At 64.3% G+C, this 19,978-nt stretch carries 13 protein-coding genes; 4 read left to right on the plus strand and 9 right to left on the minus strand.

Annotation, left to right across the window (positions count from 1 at the left end; all coding sequences use genetic code 11):
* Positions 1-192: 192 nt before the first annotated feature.
* A complete protein-coding gene (locus P0D80_RS21575) occupies positions 193-1,404 on the plus strand; it encodes an acyltransferase family protein (protein WP_132374640.1) in 1,212 nt (403 codons plus the stop codon).
* Between the two features lie 117 nt (positions 1,405-1,521).
* Here the strand turns inward: P0D80_RS21575 and P0D80_RS21580 are convergent, their stop codons facing one another.
* From P0D80_RS21580 to P0D80_RS21590, 3 genes are all read right to left on the minus strand, one after another.
* Positions 1,522-3,978, minus strand: coding sequence for a glycosyltransferase family 4 protein (locus tag P0D80_RS21580; protein ID WP_408175417.1), 2,457 nt, complete (start codon positions 3,976-3,978; stop codon positions 1,522-1,524).
* The gene (locus P0D80_RS21585) at positions 3,975-5,441 is read right to left on the minus strand and encodes a flippase (RefSeq protein ID WP_132374642.1); all 1,467 of its coding nucleotides are present in this window, start codon (positions 5,439-5,441) and stop codon (positions 3,975-3,977) included. The genes P0D80_RS21580 and P0D80_RS21585 overlap by 4 nt, the downstream gene beginning before the upstream one ends.
* A gap of 63 nt (positions 5,442-5,504) precedes the next feature.
* A complete protein-coding gene (locus P0D80_RS21590; RefSeq protein WP_408286632.1) occupies positions 5,505-7,706 on the minus strand; it encodes an NHL repeat-containing protein in 2,202 nt (733 codons plus the stop codon).
* Positions 7,707-8,376: 670 nt separating this feature from the next.
* Between P0D80_RS21590 and P0D80_RS21595 the strand changes: the two genes are divergently transcribed.
* The 3 genes from P0D80_RS21595 to gmd all read left to right on the plus strand — a co-directional run bounded on the left by P0D80_RS21595 (position 8,377) and on the right by gmd (position 11,416).
* Positions 8,377-9,477 (plus strand): acyltransferase family protein, encoded by a 1,101-nt coding sequence (locus P0D80_RS21595; RefSeq protein WP_408175420.1) that lies wholly within the window; start codon positions 8,377-8,379, stop codon positions 9,475-9,477.
* A 5-nt stretch (positions 9,478-9,482) separates the two neighbouring features.
* Positions 9,483-10,211, plus strand: coding sequence for an SGNH/GDSL hydrolase family protein (locus P0D80_RS21600; protein WP_408175786.1), 729 nt, complete (start codon positions 9,483-9,485; stop codon positions 10,209-10,211).
* A 161-nt stretch (positions 10,212-10,372) separates the two neighbouring features.
* Positions 10,373-11,416, plus strand: a complete 1,044-nt coding sequence (gmd, locus tag P0D80_RS21605) for a GDP-mannose 4,6-dehydratase (RefSeq protein ID WP_408286633.1) — start codon at positions 10,373-10,375, stop codon at positions 11,414-11,416.
* A gap of 129 nt (positions 11,417-11,545) precedes the next feature.
* Here gmd and P0D80_RS21610 read toward each other — a convergent pair whose 3' ends face one another.
* The 6 genes from P0D80_RS21610 to P0D80_RS21635 all read right to left on the minus strand — a co-directional run bounded on the left by P0D80_RS21610 (position 11,546) and on the right by P0D80_RS21635 (position 19,959).
* Complete coding sequence (locus tag P0D80_RS21610) at positions 11,546-12,712, minus strand: glycosyltransferase family 4 protein (protein ID WP_408175422.1); 1,167 nt, start codon at positions 12,710-12,712, stop codon at positions 11,546-11,548.
* Positions 12,713-12,791: 79 nt separating this feature from the next.
* On the minus strand, positions 12,792-14,021 hold the full coding sequence (locus tag P0D80_RS21615) for a glycosyltransferase family 4 protein (protein ID WP_408175424.1): 1,230 nt from the start codon (positions 14,019-14,021) through the stop codon (positions 12,792-12,794).
* Positions 14,018-15,487 carry a glucose-6-phosphate isomerase gene (locus tag P0D80_RS21620; RefSeq protein ID WP_132374647.1) on the minus strand — a complete coding sequence of 490 codons (1,470 nt, stop codon included), beginning with the start codon at positions 15,485-15,487 and terminating at the stop codon, positions 14,018-14,020. Before P0D80_RS21620 ends, P0D80_RS21615 begins: the two co-directional genes overlap by 4 nt.
* Positions 15,488-15,490: 3 nt before the next feature.
* Positions 15,491-16,666 carry a glycosyltransferase gene (locus tag P0D80_RS21625; protein ID WP_408175425.1) on the minus strand — a complete coding sequence of 392 codons (1,176 nt, stop codon included), beginning with the start codon at positions 16,664-16,666 and terminating at the stop codon, positions 15,491-15,493.
* A gap of 100 nt (positions 16,667-16,766) precedes the next feature.
* Positions 16,767-17,699 (minus strand): glycosyltransferase family 2 protein, encoded by a 933-nt coding sequence (locus tag P0D80_RS21630; RefSeq protein ID WP_408286636.1) that lies wholly within the window; start codon positions 17,697-17,699, stop codon positions 16,767-16,769.
* 61 nt (positions 17,700-17,760) lie between these two features.
* Entirely contained in the window at positions 17,761-19,959 is a 2,199-nt protein-coding gene (locus P0D80_RS21635) for a polysaccharide biosynthesis tyrosine autokinase (protein WP_132376906.1), read from the minus strand.
* Between the last annotated feature and the right edge of the window lie 19 nt (positions 19,960-19,978).

The following is a 19,978-nucleotide window of genomic DNA, read 5'->3' on the forward strand; positions in this document are numbered from 1 at the left end:
AAGCGGTAAATAATTCGCTGCTGCATCTGCTTATGCTCAATTACAATTCGTCACAAATCGCCAATTAATTCAATTCACCACGCAATTTTTTATCGATTTTTTACCCGCGCTGTGCACTAGCATGTCATGCACCGCAGGCGCGTATGGCGCCCGCGCGAATTCGTTTTTCCTCCGTCAGAATAAGGACCGCGCATGAGCGACTCAGCACTGGATGCCGCCGGCTCATCCCTGCCCCTCTCCCCGCCTCGCACGGCCGCCACGCCGCGCGCCCAGAGCGAAGCGCGCGCCGACAGCGCCGGCAAGGAGCATGTCATCGACGCCATGCGGGGCTTTGCCGCGCTGCTGGTGGCGTATTTTCATTGCCGCCAGGTGGAATGGGTCGGCATGCAGGCGTTTCACCAGAGCGTGGGCCACGCATTCAGTCTGAATTCGATTGCCGCGTATTTGACGTTCCCGATTGCCTGGGGCTCCGCGGGCGTGCCGATTTTCTTCGTGATCAGCGGCTATTGCATTCACCGCGGCGGCGCGCTGCGCCTGGCCGGCAATCCCGCTTACCGGCTCGATACGGGCAATTTCTGGGTGCGCCGCTTTGCGCGCATTTATCCCGTGCTGCTCGCCGCACTGGTGCTGACCTTCGCGCTCGACTGGTTCAGCCTGCAACTGCCGCCCGTCAGTCACAAGATCCGCGAGATCGGCCTGCAGGCTTTCCTCGTCAATCTGTTTTCGCTGCAAGGCGTGGCCGGCAAGACGTTCGGCTCGAACGGCGCGCTCTGGACGCTCTCGCTCGAAGTGCAGTTCTACGCGATCTATCCGCTACTGTTCGCACTGCGCCGGCGCATCGGCATGACCTCCGTGCTGGCGATCGTCGCGGTCATCAACGTGGTGTCCGCCTACGTGCTCGAACGGCATGACATTCAGTTCTTCACGTCGTACTGGTTTTCGTGGACGCTCGGCGCGTGGATCGCCGACGCCCGTGCCCGTCGCGCGCCGCAGGCTCGCTCCTCGGTGTGGCTCTACGCGCTCGCTGCGGGGTTCGTCGCGCTCGGCTGCGCCGCGTTCCATTTCGGCCAGTACGGTGCGTTCCAGCTCTGGGCCATCGGCTTCGCGTTCTATCTGTACAAGGCGCTGGAGCGCGGCAACGCGGACCGCGGCCCTGCGTTCGGCACGCGTCTGCTCGGGCGGTTCGGTGACTTCAGTTTCTCGCTCTATCTGATCCATTTGCCCATCTTCGTGCTGTTGTCGTCGCTGCTATTCCGCTCGTCGCTGCAAATGTCGATCTGGCCGTCGTTCGGCTACATGCTGGTGGCCGTGCCGGTGGCCTATGTGTTCTACCGGCTGGTCGAACTGCCGGCCATGAAATGGTCGGCCAGCTTCAAGCCGAAAGCGGCTTTGAAAAAGGCTTGAACCAAGGCCTCAAAACCACGCGATAAAAAAACGGAGCGAACGTCGTGAGACTTTCGCTCCGCTGCGCCAACGGCAGGGACTGGCCATGTCCCTGCCTACCCCCGCGTAAAAACCTTCCTAAGCCGTTTTCGGCCCCGCCACGCGCTTCAGAATCCGCTCGACACCCTCGACATAGGTTGCGGTGCCGAACCGGCTCAGCGCCGTTTGATAGCCGTTCCTGACCAGCCGGTTGCGCAGTTCGTCGTTCGAGCGCAATTCAGCGAGCGCGTCGGCAAGGCCGTGCGCGTCCCCCGGCGTGCACAGCACGCCGTTCTCGTAGTCGTCGATGATCTCCAGCACGCCGCCCGCGCGTGCCGCCACCACCGGCCGCTGCGCCAGCATGCCTTCGACGATCACGCGGCCGAACGGCTCCGGCGTGATCGACGTATGCACGACCGCATCGACCGCGCACATGCAGGCCGCGATATCGTGCTGGAAGCCAAGAAAATGCACACGGCCGCCGAGGTTGTGCGCGGCGACGAACGCGTGCAGTTCGATCTCGTACTGGTCCTCGCCAAAGAGCGGCGCGCCCACTAGCACCGCATGCATCTGCGGGTTGAGCACCATCGCTTCGAGCAGCACGTGCTGCCCCTTCCAGCGTGCGAGGCGGCTGAACGAGCCGACCAGAAACGCATCCTCAGGCAAGCCGAGGCGCTTGCGCAGCGTCGCTTGCGGCACCGGGCGCAAGGCGTCGAACGGCGCGGCGGAAATGCCGTTGAACACCACGTCGATGCGTTTTTCGTCGAACTGCGTGAGCTCGGCGAATGCGCGCGCCGACGCGGCCGAATTGGCGATCACATGCGTGAGGCCCAGACGCGCGCACCATTTGATGATCGCCAGTTGCTTGCCGCCGAAATGCTCGGGGCTCACGATATCGCGCAGATGCCAGACCACCGGGCGCCGCGCCAGCTTGCCTGCGATCGCGCCGATCACCATGGCGCGCTGCGTGTTCGCGTAGATCACGTCGACCTTGCGCGCGCGTTTGGCCGTGGCGCGCACGAGCGACAGCAGGCCCTTGAGCGCCTGGCCCTTCGGCAATGAACCGCCCTGCTTGCGAACATGGCGCAGCGCGCCCGCATCCAGCACGTCGACGGCCACACCCGCTTTGGCGAGCGCGGTGCGGAACGGGCCGTCGTCGAACAGCACGACCTCGATGCGCGAGCGCAACGCCTTGACGATTTCCAGCAGCGACAGTTCGGCGCCGCCGAGCACGCCGCTTTGATCGACGGCCAGAATGCGCGGACCGTTCGCAACGGTTGGCGCTTTATACGGCACGTACGGCGGCAGCGTCGCCGTACGCAACGCCGGCACGGCCGCCCGCACATGCGCGAAGAAGCGCTCGCGGAAATGCGCGGCGGAAAACTGCTCGGCGTTCGCGCGGCAATCCACCGGCGAAAAACGCTTCACGTGGCCGTCGAAACGCTCGACCGCGGCGATGATCGACTCGGCGTTCTGTTCGTCGAAGAACATGCCGGTGGGCCGCGGCTCGGACAGATCGCGTACGGTTTCGAGCGCGCCGCCCTTGCCGTAGGCGATCACCGGCGTGCCGCACGCCTGCGCTTCGACCACCGAAATGCCGAAGTCTTCTTCCGCGGCGAACACGAAGGCCTTGGCGCGGCTCATGCGGTCCTTGAGCACCTTGAACGGCTGGTAGCCCATGATCTCCACGTTCGGCCCCGCTTTCGCGCGGATTTTCTGCATGTCGGGACCGTCGCCGATCACGACGAGCTTGCGCTCCGGCATGCGCGCGAACGCCTCGACGATCAGATCGATCTTCTTGTACGGCACCATGCGCGAGGCAGTCACATAAAAGTCGTCCTTGTCGGTGCAGAGCGCGAAGGCTTCGACATCGACCGGCGGAAAGATCACCTGCGCATCGCGCTGATAGACCTTCTTGATGCGCCGCGCGATGAACTCGGAATTGGCGACGAAACCATCCACCGCATTCGAGGTGCGGATATCCCAGTTGCGCATGTAGTGCAGAATCAGCCGCGCCATGGCCGACTTCGGGCCGCTGGTCAGCTTCGACTGCTTGAGATATTGATGCTGCAAGTCCCACGCATAGCGGATCGGCGAATGCACGTAGCTGATATGCACCTGGTCGGGGCCGGTCAGAATGCCCTTGGCGACCGCGTGGCTGCTCGAAATCACCACGTCGTACGCGGACACGTCGAGCTGTTCGATCGCGAGCGGCATCAACGGCAGATACGAGCGGTACTTGGTGCGCGCGAGCGGCAGCTTCTGGATGAACGAGGTCGTGACGGACTTGCCACGCAGAAAGCTGCGGTCGTCGAGAAAATCGACGAGACTGAACAGATCCGCGTCCGGAAAGCACGCGACGATCTGTTCGAGCACCTTCTCCGCCCCTGCATAGGTGACGAGCCAGTCGTGCACGATCGCAACGCGCACTGTTTTATCGGCGCGCAACGCGGCGCGCCGCGGCGGCGCCTGAACGCCGGGAACGGTGGTGAGTTCGGCCAGTGCGCTGCGCGTCGCGGGTTGCAGCACGGCTTCTTCAAGGACTTCGTGGTTCATGCGCTTTTCCTCGGATTCAGTCGCAACAGCAGTGAACGCGCAAGATCGCGCAAGGCGGGTGTCATCGTGATCGACCAGGCGACATTCGCGCCTACCATCAATACGCCGGCAACAATCGCCATTGCGAGACTCGGCAGGAAGCTGGCGAGCCACAGGCTGGCCAGCAGAAAGGCAAGGTGGGCGAGCATGTCGAGCGCGATCTGCTTCGCGCGAATCGCCGACAGGCGCAGCAACACGGCGTAGTCGAACAGCGCCCGGCCGGCCACGGCCACCGCCGCGCCGGTCAGACCGAAATGCGTGATGCCGAACCACAATGCCCCTGCAAACAGGGGCAATTCGAACAAACCGACGCGCGCGGCCGTGGCCGGATTGACCTGCGACTGGATCAGAATCCGCGTGACGTTCGCCTGGCCGACGAGCCACACGGCGACGATCATGATGCGGCCCACCGGCGCCGCCACGGTGGCGATCTCGTTGCCGACCCACAGGTGCAGGAACGGCTCGAGCACCAGCATCGCGACCAGCGCGACGGGTGTGAACACGCCGTTGAGAAATTCGAGCGACTGCTGGGTGATGGTGTCGGCGTCGGCGCGTCCGACTGCGGAGAGCCTTGGAAACAGCGTGCGCACCAGCGCCGTCGGCACGATATTCAGACGCGTCACGAGGTTTTGCGGCACCGTGTAATACGTGACGAAACGCGCGCCGAGACTCGTACCGAGCATCACGCGATCGAGCGAGTCGGCGATCATGGTGGTGACGCTCGCAATCAGCATCCAGCCACCGAAATTGAAAAGCCCCTTCGCCACGCCGAATTGCGGCGGCAGAATGCGGCGGATCTCCAGCACTTTCACCGCGGAGCGGCCCAGCAGCAGCGCGGCCACGATCCGCGCGAACACCGCTGCGGCCAGCACGTTCTGCAAGGTCGCGCCCATCCACAGCGCGGCGCCGAGCGGCAGCAACTGGAACAGAAACGTGCCGATGGTCTGATTGGTGTTATAGACGCCGAAGCGTTCCGCGCCGTTGATCGCGCCCGCAAACACCCACGACACGTTGGCGATCGGAATCGCCACCGCGAGCCACGGCAGCGCCATATACACCTCGTGCTGCAGCTCGGGCGACACCTTGGTGAAATACGCGGTGTAGAGAAACGCGCCGAAATAGATGATCAATCCGCCGATCACGCCGGTCGCGAGATTGAGCCACGTCGCGCTCCAGAACACGCGCGCGCTCTCGTCCTTGTCGCCGCTTGCGCGCGCCTTCGAGATGTGATTCTGCGCGGCCATGCTCATGCCGAGATCGAGTATCCCGAAGTAGCCGATCAGCGTCCACACGAGGCTGATCACGCCGTAGCGCTCGACGCCGAGCAGCTTGATATACGACGGCACGGTCACGAGCGAGACGAAAGTCGGCAACACCAGCCCGAAAAAGTTGATCGCTACGTTCTTGAGAATGCCTTTGTCCATCGGATGCCTTGAGTTGACTGCATTACCTGGGATGGCTGATTACCTGCGAAGCGCTGAGCGCCGTCACGGTTTCCAGCGGTACATCATCACTTTGCCGCGCGCGTCTTCCTCGACGAACACGAGGTACTCGCCATTGGCGCGCTTCGCGGCGCTGATGCCGTTCGGCACATCGACCCAGCCCGACGCGCCGCCCACTTCCGGGCCTGGCCGGATCACGCCGATCTCCTTGCCGCTTTCCTTGTCCCACACGTGCACCGCGCCAACCGGCTCGACGCCGAAAATGTATTGGCCTTCGACCGTGAGGCCGATGATGGTGGCGATGGGTTTGCTCTGCGTCTGCCACGGCAGCGTGATCGCATAGCGCTGCACCGGATTGCCGCTAGACCATTTGTCGTAGCGCACCAGCACGCGGCCCACTTCTTTCCAGAAGCCGCGATCGACCGGCGTGTCGGGCGTGTAGCCCGTTACGTACATCGTGTCGGTGTCGGGGTCGTAAATCGCACGGTGCAATTCCGTGAACGGTTGCGGCACTGGGTACTGCGTCATGTTCGAATACGAGTAGACCGGATTGCCCTTCGCATCCAGCCCGCCGAAACGGAAGCGATAGATGCCCTTGGTATCGCGCGTGCGCCAGATGTCGCCGGCGGTGTCGACCCACCAGCCCCAGCCGCCCGCGAGCTTCGTGCCGCTCGTATTGAGCGTGAATTCATCGGTGTTGAACTTGCCGTCGCCGTTCGCATCGCGCCAGATCCAGTCGCCGCCCGGCGGCGCATTCGGCACCTTGGCCACCGCGCGCTCGCGTCCCGCGATAAAGCCGGAAGGAATCGCCGTTTCGCCGTCGTGCTGCGAGTCGAAGCGATAGATCTTCAGATGGTCCGCGTACATGTCCGTGAGATACAGGAAAGTGCGGCCCTTCAGTTTGCGGGCGATCGGCAGACCCGGATACTGATCGGTGTGAAACACCGGATCGTCCGGATACCTGAAGCGGTTCGACAGAAAGCCCGCGTATTTCCAGTCCTGTCCCGCGGGCTTCGACAGATCGAGTTCGAAGCGCTTATTACCCGTATAGACGCTGTCTGGCCGCGACGGATCGATCCACGCGCTGTCGACGAACAGCAGCCCCTGCACCTGCCAGTTCTGCTTGCCGTCGGGCGCATAGCTTTCGAGCGTCGCTCCGAGACCCGCGCCGATCGGCTCGTAACGCGGACCAATCCCGTTGGTCGACACGTACACGTTGCCGCGCGCATCCACGCCCACGCCGGTCAGGCCGTTGAAACGCTGCGGGCCCGGCTTGCCGGCGACGCCGCTGAAAATGCCGCCGCGCTCGCCGAGCGAACCCGACTCGGCATAACGGCCGTTGTTCTTGCTGAAATACAGCACCTGCTGACGCGGACCGTTATCCGCGATCAGGATGCGGCCTTGTGCATCGACCGCGATATCCACCGCGATCGTTCCGGCAGGCAGCGTGAAGTTTTCGTCGATGCGTTTGCCCGCGGCTGTGTAGTGCTCGACATGCGGCTCACGGTCGTTGCGCGTGCCGCTCAACACCCACAGCGTGCCGTCCGGCGCCAGCGCGAGTCGGCCCGGCTCATGCACGCTCCAGGTGGTTTTCTGCTGCATCGATTCCGCGTCGTACACCTCGATACGATCGCGCGCGGTGTTCGCCGCAAACAACGTGGTGTCGTTCGCCGCGAGGCCGCCGATCTCGGCGCTCGTGCCGGTCGGCACTTCGTTCATCATCAGGAAGCCGGCCGCCAGTTGCGCGTGCGGGTCGGCGCTTTTCGCGGCGGGCTGGAACGGCGCGGCGCGTTTCGGATCGGCGATCTGCCGGCGCGAGATGCCGAACCATTGCTTGCCCTTTTCGGGCCACACGCCCTGCTCGACGAGGCGCCCCTTCTCGTTGCCGACCGCGATCGCAACGAACGCGTACTTGCGATTCACCGCGACCGCGTTGCCGCCGCCGTTGCCCCAGCCATGCGTGCCGCCCGCGAAGCCGAGCATCTTGCCGTTCTGATAGACGCTCGCTTCAGCGCCGCTTTCGTCCCACGGCGCGTTCGTATAGACCTTGCCGTCCGGCGCCACCGCAATCGCGGTGATGTTGATCTGCGCCCAGGTGCCGTCGCCGAAACCGAAGGTATTGCCGATCCACGACGTTTTCGCGTTCAACGCGGTTTCCGCATGAGCCGTGAAACTGGCCGATCCCGCAGCCAGTCCGACGGCACACGCAAAGACAGCGAGCCAGCTTTTGAACGTGAAACGGGGCAAAGGTATTTCCTCCAATCAGTGCCGCGCGCGGGCAATAAGGCTCGCGCGGAAACACAACTCAATGAAATGACGCTACGAATCGCGGCCGATCTCGTGATGCAAACCGCTAGAAGCCGTGCAAGGACATGAGACAGATTCGTGCGGAACGGGGCACGGGCCGAGCGTCGTCGACGGGACGGCCGCCGCAAGTCCGGGGGCCCGGCAGCAAGCAAAGCGCGCAGCCCACGCGCCGTCCTTGGCCACCCAATCCGCACGGCTCACATTACGCGGAAAAAACACCGCGACGAAAATCGAAAATAATTCAAAAATATTCGACGCCTTAAGCGTTGTGAAAGAAAACCATTAAAAATGGATTAAAACGAAATCAACTACAGCGCGCATCCGCACGCTCCCCTCGGCACCCATCCTTACCGATGCGCAGCAACGCGATCCGCACTTATTACATATCCCGTCATCCGTTCGACACAAGCATAAAAATCCATTGCGAATGGATAACGAAACACCCTGTTGCAATCTGATTCATTTATCCAATTCATTCCCGTTTTTTCACGATTTTATTTTCCCTAGAATCGATTGCACTTCCGTTGCGATGCGAAGCGAGCGCGCCTGTTCCCCGGAACCCTCGCGCGATCCTTCGCCCGGCCCATCTGCTTCACACCATGGACGGTTCATGACTGCCAGCGCACTGCCCTTAGCGCCTTCCCACTCCCGCCGCATCGTGCAGCTCGACGGCTTGCGCGCCATCGCCGTGCTCGCCGTGTTCGCGCAGCACGCGTTGAAAGCGCCGCTGTGGATGGGCGTCGATCTGTTTTTTGTTTTGAGCGGCTTTCTGATTACCGGCATCCTGCTCGAGCGCAAAGCGCGTCAGCAGTCGTATTTCGGCTATTTCTACGCACGCCGCGCGCGCCGCATCCTGCCGCCGTACGTGCTGCTGATGGTGGTGTCGTCGATTCTGTTCGGCCTAGGCTGGGCGCAGCACTGGCAGTGGTACGCGTTCTTCGCGACCAATATCGGCGACGCGCTCAATCAGAGCGGTCACGACAGCCTGAACGTGCTGTGGTCGCTCGCCGTCGAAGAGCAGTTCTACATTGTCTGGCCGTTCGTGATCCTGCTCGTGCCCGAGCGCGTGCTCGGCTACGTGGCCGCCGCGTTGATCCTGCTGGTGCCCGTGCTGCGCGCGGTGGCCACGCCTTGGTTCGATTCGTTCTGGCCGATCTATTACCTGACGCCGTTCCGCATGGACCTGCTCGCAGCCGGCGCGCTACTCGCGGTGGCCGTGCGGCGTGACCGTAATGCGCTCGAGCCTTACAAAGGCGTCGCCGTGCTGGGATTGGTCGCGGCGCTAGCGGTACTCGCGTGGCTGCATCTGCACTTTCCCCGCTTTCGCGCGGCCAATACGCCGCTCTCGAACGCCGGGCTCTACAGCGTTTCGTTGGTGCTTTGTACTTCCGTCGTGGTCATCGCCCTGCAAAGCAAGGGCATCGTCAAACGGCTGCTGTGCAATCCCGTGCTGGTTTATATCGGCACCATCAGCTACACGATTTATCTGATTCACCTGAGCGTGCTGTACGCGCTGTGGCCGCTGCATCTAAACCGCTTCGTGACCGCCGCGCTCGCGCTAGCGATCACGCTCGTCTACGCCACCGTCACGTGGTTCGCGTTCGAGAAGCGCCTGATTTTCGGCTCGGCGGGCAACGCGCATGCGCCGACGCAGGCCGCCAATGGCGGCGGCGTCAGCACCGCGCCGCAAGCGCCGCAAAGCCGCGCATGAAGTGGATGAAGCGCCGTGCACGGCTCGCTGCAAGCGCATGCGCCGCGGCATCGCTCATCGCATCCGCCGCGTTCGCCGCGGCGCCGGGCCCGCGATCGCAAGTGCTGATCGAGGCCTACGGCGACTCGACGACGCTCGGCATTACCTGCAGCGGCGGCCATTGCGGTCCGCAGGCGCAGAACGCCGTGGCGTACCTGCAGGATGAATTGCAGGCGCGGCACGGCGAACGGGTGCTGGTCACGAACTACGGCGTGGGCAACACGATGGCGACGCAGCTGCGCGACGGCACGGGCATTCGCCGCGCCGGCCCGACGGCCGGGTTGCCGTGGCGGGAACGGCTCGCCGCCTCGCCCGCGCAGATCGTGCTGATCAACTACGGCATCAACGAAGTGATGCAGAACCAGACGCCGGAGCAGTTCTACACAGCCGAAACGACGCTCGTGAAAACCGCTCGCGCGCTCGGCAAGCAGCCGGTTCTGCAGACCGCGAACCCGATGCCCGACAACCGGCTCAACGCGCGGCTCGCGACGATGGTCGCCATGACGCGCCGCGTGGCCGCCGAGCAGCAGATCCCGCTCGTCGACCAGTTCGCCTACATCAGCAGTCTGCCGGACTGGAAGACGCTGATGTCCGACGGCGCGCATCCCAAGCCGGATTTGTACCGGCTGAAGGCCGAACAGGATTTTCAGGTCGTCGAACCGTTGGTGCGGCGGCTGTTGGACGGCACGCCCTGAAACGCTTTTTCAAGTGCGTTTCGTGCATTGGGTGCATTGGGTGCTTTTTGATGCTTGCGAAACGTGCTTCTGAGATGCGCTTCCGAGTGTGCCGATGAAATGCGCCCTAGCCGGCGCGACTGCTTTTTCTTTTTCTCTTTTAACAATCTCGAAGGCAAGCTATGAGCCAACCACGCAAAGCGATCATCACCGGCGTATCCGGACAGGACGGCGCCTATCTGACCAAACTGCTGCTCGACAAGGGCTATATCGTGACCGGCACTTACCGGCGCACGAGTTCCGTCAATTTCTGGCGCATGCGTGAGCTCGGCGTGCTCGATCATCCGAATCTGCGTCTGGTCGAACACGATCTGACCGACCTCGGCTCGACGCTGCGCCTGCTCGAAGGCGCGCAAGCCGATGAGCTGTACAACCTCGCCGCGCAAAGCTTCGTGGGCGTCTCGTTCGACCAGCCGGTGACCACCGCCGAAGTGACCGGCATCGGCGCATTGAATCTGCTGGAAGGCATCCGTATCCTGAATCCGAAGACGCGCTACTACCAGGCGTCGACGTCGGAAATGTTCGGCCTCGTGCAGGCCGTTCCGCAACGCGAGGACACGCCCTTCTATCCGCGCAGCCCGTATGGCGTCGCCAAGCTGTTCGCGCACTGGTCGACCATCAACTATCGCGAGTCGTATGGCCTCTTTGCGAGCAGCGGGATTCTGTTCAATCACGAATCGCCGCTGCGTGGCCGCGAATTCGTCACCCGCAAGATCACCGACACCGTCGCCAAGATCAAGCTCGGCAAGCAGGACGTGCTCGAACTCGGCAACCTGAGCGCCAAGCGCGACTGGGGCTTCGCGCTCGAATACGTGGAAGGCATGTGGCGCATGCTGCAAGCCGACGAACCGGACACCTTCGTGCTCGCCACCGGCCGCACCGAAACGGTCCGAGATTTCGTGCGTATGGCGTTTTCGGCAGCGGGCTATCAGCTCGAATGGTCGGGCAAGGAAGAGCGCGAATCCGGTATCGACGTCGCCACCGGCAAGACGCTGGTGCGCGTGAATCCGAAGTTCTATCGCCCGGCCGAAGTGGACCTGCTGATCGGCTGCGCCGACAAGGCTCACGAAAAACTCGGCTGGAAGCCGGAAACCACGCTGGAGCAGTTGTGCCACATGATGGTTCATGCGGATCTCGGACGCAACGAGCATCACGAGACGTTCTGATCCCCAACGAAGATGCGCGGCCACGGTCGCGTATCTTCCATGCAAAAAAAGACGCGGAGCCTGATCCTGATGATCGAGGCTCCGCGTCTTTTTTATTTCATCGTGCCACGAGCGTAGTTCACGTCTGGCTCAGTGCACCCCACGCGCCGCAATCGCCTCGCTATACACCGAAGCCACCCGCTTCGCGATCACCGAGTTATCGAAGTTCTCGCGCGCATAGCGGCGGCATGCATCGGCATCGGGCAATTTCAGCGTGCCGTTGAGCGCGCCCGCGAGTCCATCCGCGATGGCTTTCGCGCCCGTCTCCGGCAGCACCAGATTCGGCGACAAACCCGCCACCGCCTCAGGCAAGCCGCCCACGGGCGTGACCAGTACCGGCGTACCCGAGGCCAGCGACTCGACCGTGATAAGGCCAAAGCCTTCCAGCGCCACCGTCGGCACGACGCTGATATTCGCCGCGCGGTACAGCGCCGCCAGATGCTGGTCGGGCACGAAACCCAGCAGCTTCACGTTGTCCTCCAGACCCGCCTCGGTGATGCGCGCCTGCAGTTCGCCCTCGAGCCGCCCTTTGCCGGCGATCAGCAGCAACACATCGGGCGAGCTGCGCTTGAGCAGCTTCACCGCATCGATCAGATCCTCGAGACCCATGCGACGCACCAGACGCCGCACCGCCAGCACGATCGGCCGGTCTTGCGGCAATTGCAGCTTCAGACGCGCCTCGGCGGGCGAGATCGGCAGATTGAACTGCTCGACATCGACGCACCCGGGCACCACGCGCACACGGTCCGGCGCGATGCGATAGCGCGAGGTCAGAATCTTGCCGAACGCCTCGGACAGCACGATCAGCCGCGACGAGCGCGCATAGACCGATTGTTCCAGATAGCGCTTGGCGCGCTGGCCGAGCGAATCGGCGCCTTCCACGTGACTCTCGTCGGCCCACGGCCCCTGAAAGTGCGAAACTTGCGGAATGCCGCGCGTCACGTCGAGGCCAGGAAAGGTGTAAAGCGCGAAGTGCGAGGAAATCACGTCGGGACGCGACGTGCTGATTTCCTGGCGCAGTGCGCGGCGCGCCGCCATCAGCCGCAAAGGCAGCGATTGCGCGGCGGAGCCGAAGCCGTTGATCGCGCCGCCGGTGTCGGCGGCCACTTTGGGCGAGCCGGCCACTACGCCGCGCACCGCGACGCCCGCGCCCGGCAGCGCGCCGACCAGCGAGTAGTACATGCGGTCGAGGCCGCCCGCGCGCTCGGGGAACCAGTGCATCCCGATCTGCAGCGATTTGATAGAACTCGTCGTCATGGTTGTGACCCCTGTGCGTTTTGAGAGTTGTGATGGTTGAGCGATGAACGCGCCAGCTGGGCTAATGAACCCCGCAACGTCATTCCGCGCTCTTCTGGCCGGCCAGCGTGTTCAGCGTCAACGCGTCGGTCTTGGCGACCGCTGCCGCTTCCGCCTCGCTTTGCCGGCGATGCTTCTGCTGTCCCGCGAGTTGGCGATACAGCGCGATGTATTGCGCGGCCATGCGCGCCCAGCCGAAGCCGGTCGCGAGTTCGTTGGCGGCGACGCCCATCGCGCGGCGCTCGACGTGGTTGTCGGCGAGGCGTGCGACCGCGCGCGCCAGCGCCTTGGGATCGTCCGGATCGTCGAGCACGATGCCGCATTCCGGCGTGATGATTTCAGCGCCGCCCGCGGTGCGCGCCGTGACCACCGGCAAGCCCGCCGCCATCGCTTCGAGCAGCGACAGGCTCATCGCTTCATAGCGCGACGGAAACACGAAGGCGTCGACCGAATGCATCAGCACCGGCATCTCCTTCACGAGACCGAGAAAATGCACGCGATGCGCAATGCCGAGCGCCTTCGCCTCTTCCGGATACGGACTGCCCGGCAGGAAGCCCGCCACCGCCATCTGCACGTGCTCGGGCAGATACTTGAGCGCGGCGAGCACGGTGCCGAGGTTCTTGCGCGGTGTGCGCAGGTCGCCCACGAACAGCAGCAAAAACGCGTCCTTCGGCAGGCCGAATTTCTCCCGGTCGCCCGTAGCCGCGGCGAAGCCTTGCGTATCCACGCCGTTGTAGATCACATCGACACGGTTATCGGGCGTGAGACCGATCGCGTGAATCTCGTCGGCGACCTTTTGCGACACGGCCGTGATCACCTTCGAACGCCGGTAGGCCCAGCGTTCGAGCAGCGCATTGCAGCGCGTATAGACCGACTGATAGGCGGACCACACGCCCTTGGTGAGCCCGAACGGATAGTACTTGCTGCCGAACCAGCCGCTATGCACGAAGTGCGAGGTGTTGACGTCGGCGGGCATCCACGTGATGAAGCCGTTCACGTGCAGCACGTCGTATTCGCGGCGATGCGCGCGCAGCCACATCGCGCTCTTGAACGCGAACACCTGCTGGCGCAGCAGATTGGTCGGCCACCAGCGGCCGATTTTCATCGGCACCCAGCGGACGTTCGGATGCGCGAGCAGATCCGGCGCGACGTGCGAGGCGACCAGCGTGACGCCGATGTTCTCGTCGAGGGCCGCGCGCGCGATCTCGTGGTTGACGCGCCCCTGGCCGTCGTTATGGCGCACAACGTGCGTGACAATGGCGACTCTCAATCAGTGCCTCCGTGGAGAAATAGCGTGCGTCTGCGGTTTATCTTTTCGTAATGAACCGCGGAAAGGATCGAAAAAACACCCATGAAAAGCAGCAGTCCGCCCGTGCCGACCAGCGAATTGGTGAACACCAGCATCGCGAAAGTCGCGAGGCTCAGGCTCATGCAGGCGGACACGAATTTGTCGTTGCGCAGCTTGAACGACGCGAGCACCGCGCGCGTCACGAGCCAGATGATTCCGGACATATAGAGCAGCGTGCCGGGCCAGCCGAGCACGAACGGAATGTTCATCACGCCGCTGTCGAAGTTGCCGTACTGGCCGAGTTGGCCGCCGTCGTTCGAGAGCTTGGTGGAGGTGCCGGTGGCGCCCATGCCTTCGCCCGACACGTCGGTGAAGGCCGTTTTAGCGAAGGTCGCGTAGAACTCGTTACGGGCGGCGTAGCTCTGGTCGTCGTTCAGGTTGACGATAGTCGTGAGACGCGCCTGCATCCGCTCGGCCACCGGACCGACCGCCAGCAGCGGCACGCACAGCCCCGCCAACAGCACCGCGCTGGCGACGATGCGCACCCGCACCTTGTTGTTCGATTTGACGAGCTGAATCAGCAACGCGATGACCCAGCCGCCCCACGTCGAGCGCACGAGGCTCAGCGCGAATGCGAAAAAACCCAGCGCCGCCGCGACCCAGCGCACCCGGTGCGTGGCCGCCATGACGAACACCATCGCGCCCATCATCGCGAAGGCGAACGGTCCCGACGAGTTCATCGTGCTGAACACGCGCACGCCCATCGGCACCGGGTCGCCTTGCGAGTTCATCTGCGAGCCGAGCATCCACAGCGCGTCCCACTGCGGCATGATGAAGAACTGCACCAGACCGTAGCCGCCCATCACCAGCATGCCCCAGATGAACGTGTTGACGATGGTGTCGCGGTACTGCGGATACTGGCGCGTGTTCGCCATGATGTGAAAGCCGATCAGGATCGGATACAGCCAGTTCGCCAGGTCGTAAGTGGCCGCGAGCGGCCCGCTCGACATCACGCCCACGAGGAACGCATAGATGAGCCCGAGCAGGATCAGCAGCACCGGCAGGCCGCGCCGTTGCGCCAGCAGTTTGTAGTAGCGCAGGAGCGACAGCGCGCTGATCATCGTGACCGCGAGCGGCGCGACCTGGATCAGGCTGGTCGGCGTGAACGAACCCTTGGACCAGTCGGCCAGACGCCGCACTTCCGGGCTCAGGAACCACAGCCACCACATGAAGCCGATATAGCGCGCCGGGCTCTTGAAATAGAGCCACAGGCCCGTGAGGATCGCGAGCATCGGAAACGCGAGCGTGAGCACCGTGCCCTGATGCGCGCCGATCAGCAGCGTCGTGACGAACCACAGCAAAGCCTCCGGCAGCCATTCCTTGCGGCCGCGGGACGGCGCCCGTCCGGTGCCGTTCACGCTATCGGCGCTTCGCGCAATCGTCGACATCGTTCAGAGACCTCCGCGCGACTGCCGCGCCGGCCGCTCAGCGTCGGACACGCCCGCCGCCGTCGTCATGCCGGCCGCCGAGCGCACGCGTGACGAGGCGCGCGCGCGCAGCATCTCCTGCGTGATCCGCACGTGCTGCATCGCGTAGTGCTGCGTGGTCAGGTCGCGCGACAGCAGGCCGGCGGCGGCCGCTTGCGCCTGGCGCAGCGCGTCCAGCGGCGCGGCGGCGAGCTGGTCGACCGCTTCACGCAATGCCTGTGGATTGAACGGCGGGATATAGGACGCCTCGCCCGCCGGAAAATAATCCTGCAACGCGCCGACATTCGTGACCACCATCGGCTTGCCGACCGCCGCTGCTTCGAGCATCACGGTGATGCCCGAGGCGTGCGAATTCGGCCGCAACGGCACGACGATCACGTCGGCCCATTCGTACAGTTCGTGTTGCTTCTTGATGCCGGAGAACAGTGCGATCTCGACATTCGGCGCGCGCAGCGACGCGGGAATCCGGCGACGTGTCGCGAGCTTTACCGTGTAGCGGGCGTCGTTGCCGAACGCCTTGATGAGCGTCTCCCAATCGCGGTCGCGGTCGTTGCCGATCGCGGCGATGCGGATCGGTGTGTGCGGTGCCCATTCGGCCGGTGTCTTGACCGGAAAGTCGCGCGTGTTCAGGCCATAGAGCAGCGGTTTGGCGTCGCGATCGAAATAGCGCCGGCACAGCTCGGCGTTTTCGCTGGCGAGCGTGGTGAGCTGATCGGCGCGCGCGATCAGCTTGCGATACAGCCAGCTGCGCAGAATGCCGTAGGAAGGCCATTTATCGAGCAGCCACACGCTTTGCGCGAGCAGCAAGGGCGAGGCGTCGGCGCCCGCCTTGCGGCCGCTCAGCAGCAGCATGAGGGCCGCGGAGAGCCATTCCTGTTCCGTGTGCGTCCAGATCACGTCCGAGCGCAGCATCTCGGCGCGGTTGCGCCACGTATGGATGAAGTCGAATCCGAGCGCCGCCTTCAGCGCGCGGCGCAGCAGGCGCACCGGCTTGCCTTCGCGGGCATCCTGCGAATAGGTGAGCTTGAACGCGTCGGATTCCGCGTGGTGATAGCCATACAGACAACCAATGTCGTCGCCCTGTCGATAAAAGCGCGGGTCGGCGCCGTAAAACAGATGAACGTGAACTTTCGTACTCATGCAGACACTCCGCTCTGCCGGTGGAAAGGGGCATCGGCGGCCCTGACGCGGGCCGTGCGCCGATGCGCGAACGTGCGGGACGTGGTGCGAGCCAGAGCGATCACGCGGCGCGTGACAGCGCGCGACGCGCCTCGTGCGCGCCGCTGCGCACGGCGCGCCAGCGCGTCAGCTTCAGGCCGGCTTGCTTCGAGAGCAGCGCGAGCGCCGCGTGCGTGAGCCCCGGATAAACGCGCGTGCCGACCAGCGTCCACCACCACCAGGCGGTTTCGCGGTGCAGCGGCGGCAACTGGTCGCGCAGGATCAGATGGAAGTTGAAGGCGGCGTTACGCAAGGCCGCCATGGTTTGCGCGTCGCGCCGGTCGTCGTCGAAACGCTCGGCGGGAAAGTGATCGACCGCCACGCGCGGGTCGTACATCAGCTTCCAGCCGGCGTTTCTCACAGCGAGGCTGAACGCCATGTCGTTGTGGACCTGCGCGCCGGCGCCGCGCAGGCGCGCGTCGAAGCGGATGGTGCGCACCGCCTCGCGGCGGTAGCTCATATTCGCGCCCTTCAGAATGTCGACTTCGCGCGCGCCGCCAACGCCCAGATGATGATTGCCGATGATCTTGCCGTGCGCCGTGACCTTGCCCACCAGCGGCCGCTCGCCGTCCAGCACGCGGCCTTTCTCGTGCACCCAGTCGCGTCCGCCGAGCGCGCCGAGGCGCGCGTCGCCGGCGAACGCGGCCGCAATGCGTTCGACCCAGTCGGCGTGCGGCGCGGCGTCGTCGTCGGTGATCGCGATCACGTCGCCGCGCGCGGCGTCCAGACCGCGATTCAGAGCCGCGACCTGGCCGGGCGCTTCGACCAGCGCCACCGAGAGCGGCAGCGCGCCCGGCACGGCCGGATCGCGCAGGCACGCGTGGGTCGCTTCGTCGTCGGCGCGCGCCACCACCACCACTTCGTCAGGCAGCCGCGACTGCCGTTGCAGCGCCGCGAGGCAGCGCGCCAGATCGGCCGGGCGGCGGTAAGTCGGAACCAGTACCGTCACTTTCATCGTGATGTCCTTTTTAGTCGTCGTTGCGCGAGGTTCGGAATGCATCCGCAAACCTCCGGGCTCAGGTGCTCAGGTATTCCTGAACCGCCGCGTAGCCACGGTCGTAGCCGCCGCGCGAGCGGGCCGGCATGCCGTTGAAAATGCCGCCCTGCACGTGCACGCCGGCCGCGCGCAGACGCTTCAACGCATCGTTGATTTCGCCTTCGCTGTGCACGCCCGAGCGCATCACGAAGAAGGTCGATCCGGCATACGCGCCGATGATCGACGCATCGGTCACGGCCAGCACCGGCGGCGTGTCGATCATGATCACGTCGTAGCGCTTGGCGAGGCCTTCGAGGTACTGCGGCAGACGCGGCGACATAAGTAGTTCCGACGGATTCGGCGGACGGCGGCCGCACGAGATGAAGCTCAGGCCGTCGACCTGCGAGCTGCGGATCGCTTCTTCCAGCGAGATCTGGCCGCTCAGCAATTCGGACAGGCCGTTATCCGGCGCACCGCCCAGATAGCGTTCGAGCACACCGCGGCGCATGTCGCCGTCGATCATCAGCACACGCTTGCCCGAGTTCGCGAGCAGCACCGCCAGATTGACCGTCAGGAAGCTCTTGCCGACGCCCGCCATCGGGCCGGTCAGCATGACGATGCGGTTCTTCGCGTCCAGCAGCGTGAACTGCATGGAGGTGCGCAGGCTGCGCAGGCTTTCGACCGTGACGTCCTTGGGCCGCGCATTCGCCAGCACCGAGCGCAGACGCTCGCCGCCGCGCAGGAAGCTGGCTTCGAGCACGCCCTGTTCCGCGGAGAGCGGCACGAGGCCGAACACCGGCAGATGGAACGCGCGCTCGATGTGATCGGGGTCGTCGATGCCCTTGAACATATTGCGGCGCAGGAACACGAAGCCGGTGCCCGCGATCAGCCCGAGAATCACCGCCGCCGACAGGATCAGCGCCTTCTTCGGCTTGACCGGCACGCCCGGACGCAGCGCGGCGTCGACGATATGCACGTTGCCGCCGGTGCCGGCCTTCTGCACCGACAACTCCTGCACGCGGTTAAGCAGCAGCACGTAGATGTCTTCCGCCACCTTGGCGTCGCGCTGCAACTGCACGGCCTTCACTTCGGTGGCCGGCAGATCGCGGAAGCGGTCGGCGTATTTGGTGCGCTGCGCCTGTAATTCGGCCATCTGCTCACGCGCGGCCACCAGCATCGGATGGTCGTCGCCGTAGCGCTCGGTGAGCTGCGCCATCTGCAGACGCAAGCCGGCGATCTGCTGCTCGTACTGCACGCTGCCTTCGAGGTAGACCTTGGCCTCGTCGCTCGCGTTGATCGAGCCGGACTGGCGTTGATACGCGGTCAGGGCGGCTTCGGCGCGCTCGAGATCGGACTTCAGGCGCGGCTCCTCGCTCTTCAGGAAGTCGAGCATCTTGCTGGCGTCGGCCTGCTTGTTCAGCACGTGCTGGCGCACATACGACTGTGCGAGCGCGTTGGCGACCAGCGCGGCATGCTCAGGGCTCTTGTCTTCCAGCGAGATCTGGATCACGCCGGTCTGCTTGCCTTGCTCCTGCACCGTGATGGCCGACTGGAACGCGGAGATCGCGTCGAGGTCGTTGGCGCGCATCACCGTGAATTCCTCGCCCGGCCGCGCCACCAGTTTATTGACCATGATGGTCACGCCGCCGCCCTGCTCCTGCTGGCCGACGAGACCGCGCAGCAGCAGCGAACCGTTCTGCGCATACAGGCTGTAGTGCTGGTCGTCGATCACCTTCATGGTTAGCTTCTGACCTTCCAGCGCGGGGATCACGTCGATCGAATCGACGTCGGCCTCTTCACCGCCCCATGCGTACGACGACAGACCCAGCCACGGACGCGCCGGCTGACCCGGCGTCGCCATGCGCGCGGCGATGCTGCCCAGAAGCGGCAGCGTCTTCGGCGTGACGCTGAAGTTCAGCTTCAGTTGCTGCACGACCGGGCCGACCACGCCGCGGCTCTTGATGATTTCGATCTCGGCGTCGGTCGGCAGCGAGGTCGAGCCGGTGGTGATGGCCGCACCGGTCTGCGTCTGCGTGAGCGCCTGCGACGTGTTGTCGGATTGCTCGACCCGCACATGCGCATCCGCCGAATAGATCGGCTTGGCGAGAAAACAATAGGCGCCGGCGATCCCGACGATCACCGCGGCGATGGCGATGAGCCACCAGATGTCGTCGAGGATCACCTGCACCAGTTGTCCGAGGACGACGTCCTCTTCTTCGGTCTTGATCGGACCGGCCATGTGTGGAGAGATTTGGTTG

Source organism: Paraburkholderia sp. RL17-373-BIF-A, assembly GCF_046030175.1.
GTDB lineage: Bacteria > Pseudomonadota > Gammaproteobacteria > Burkholderiales > Burkholderiaceae > Paraburkholderia.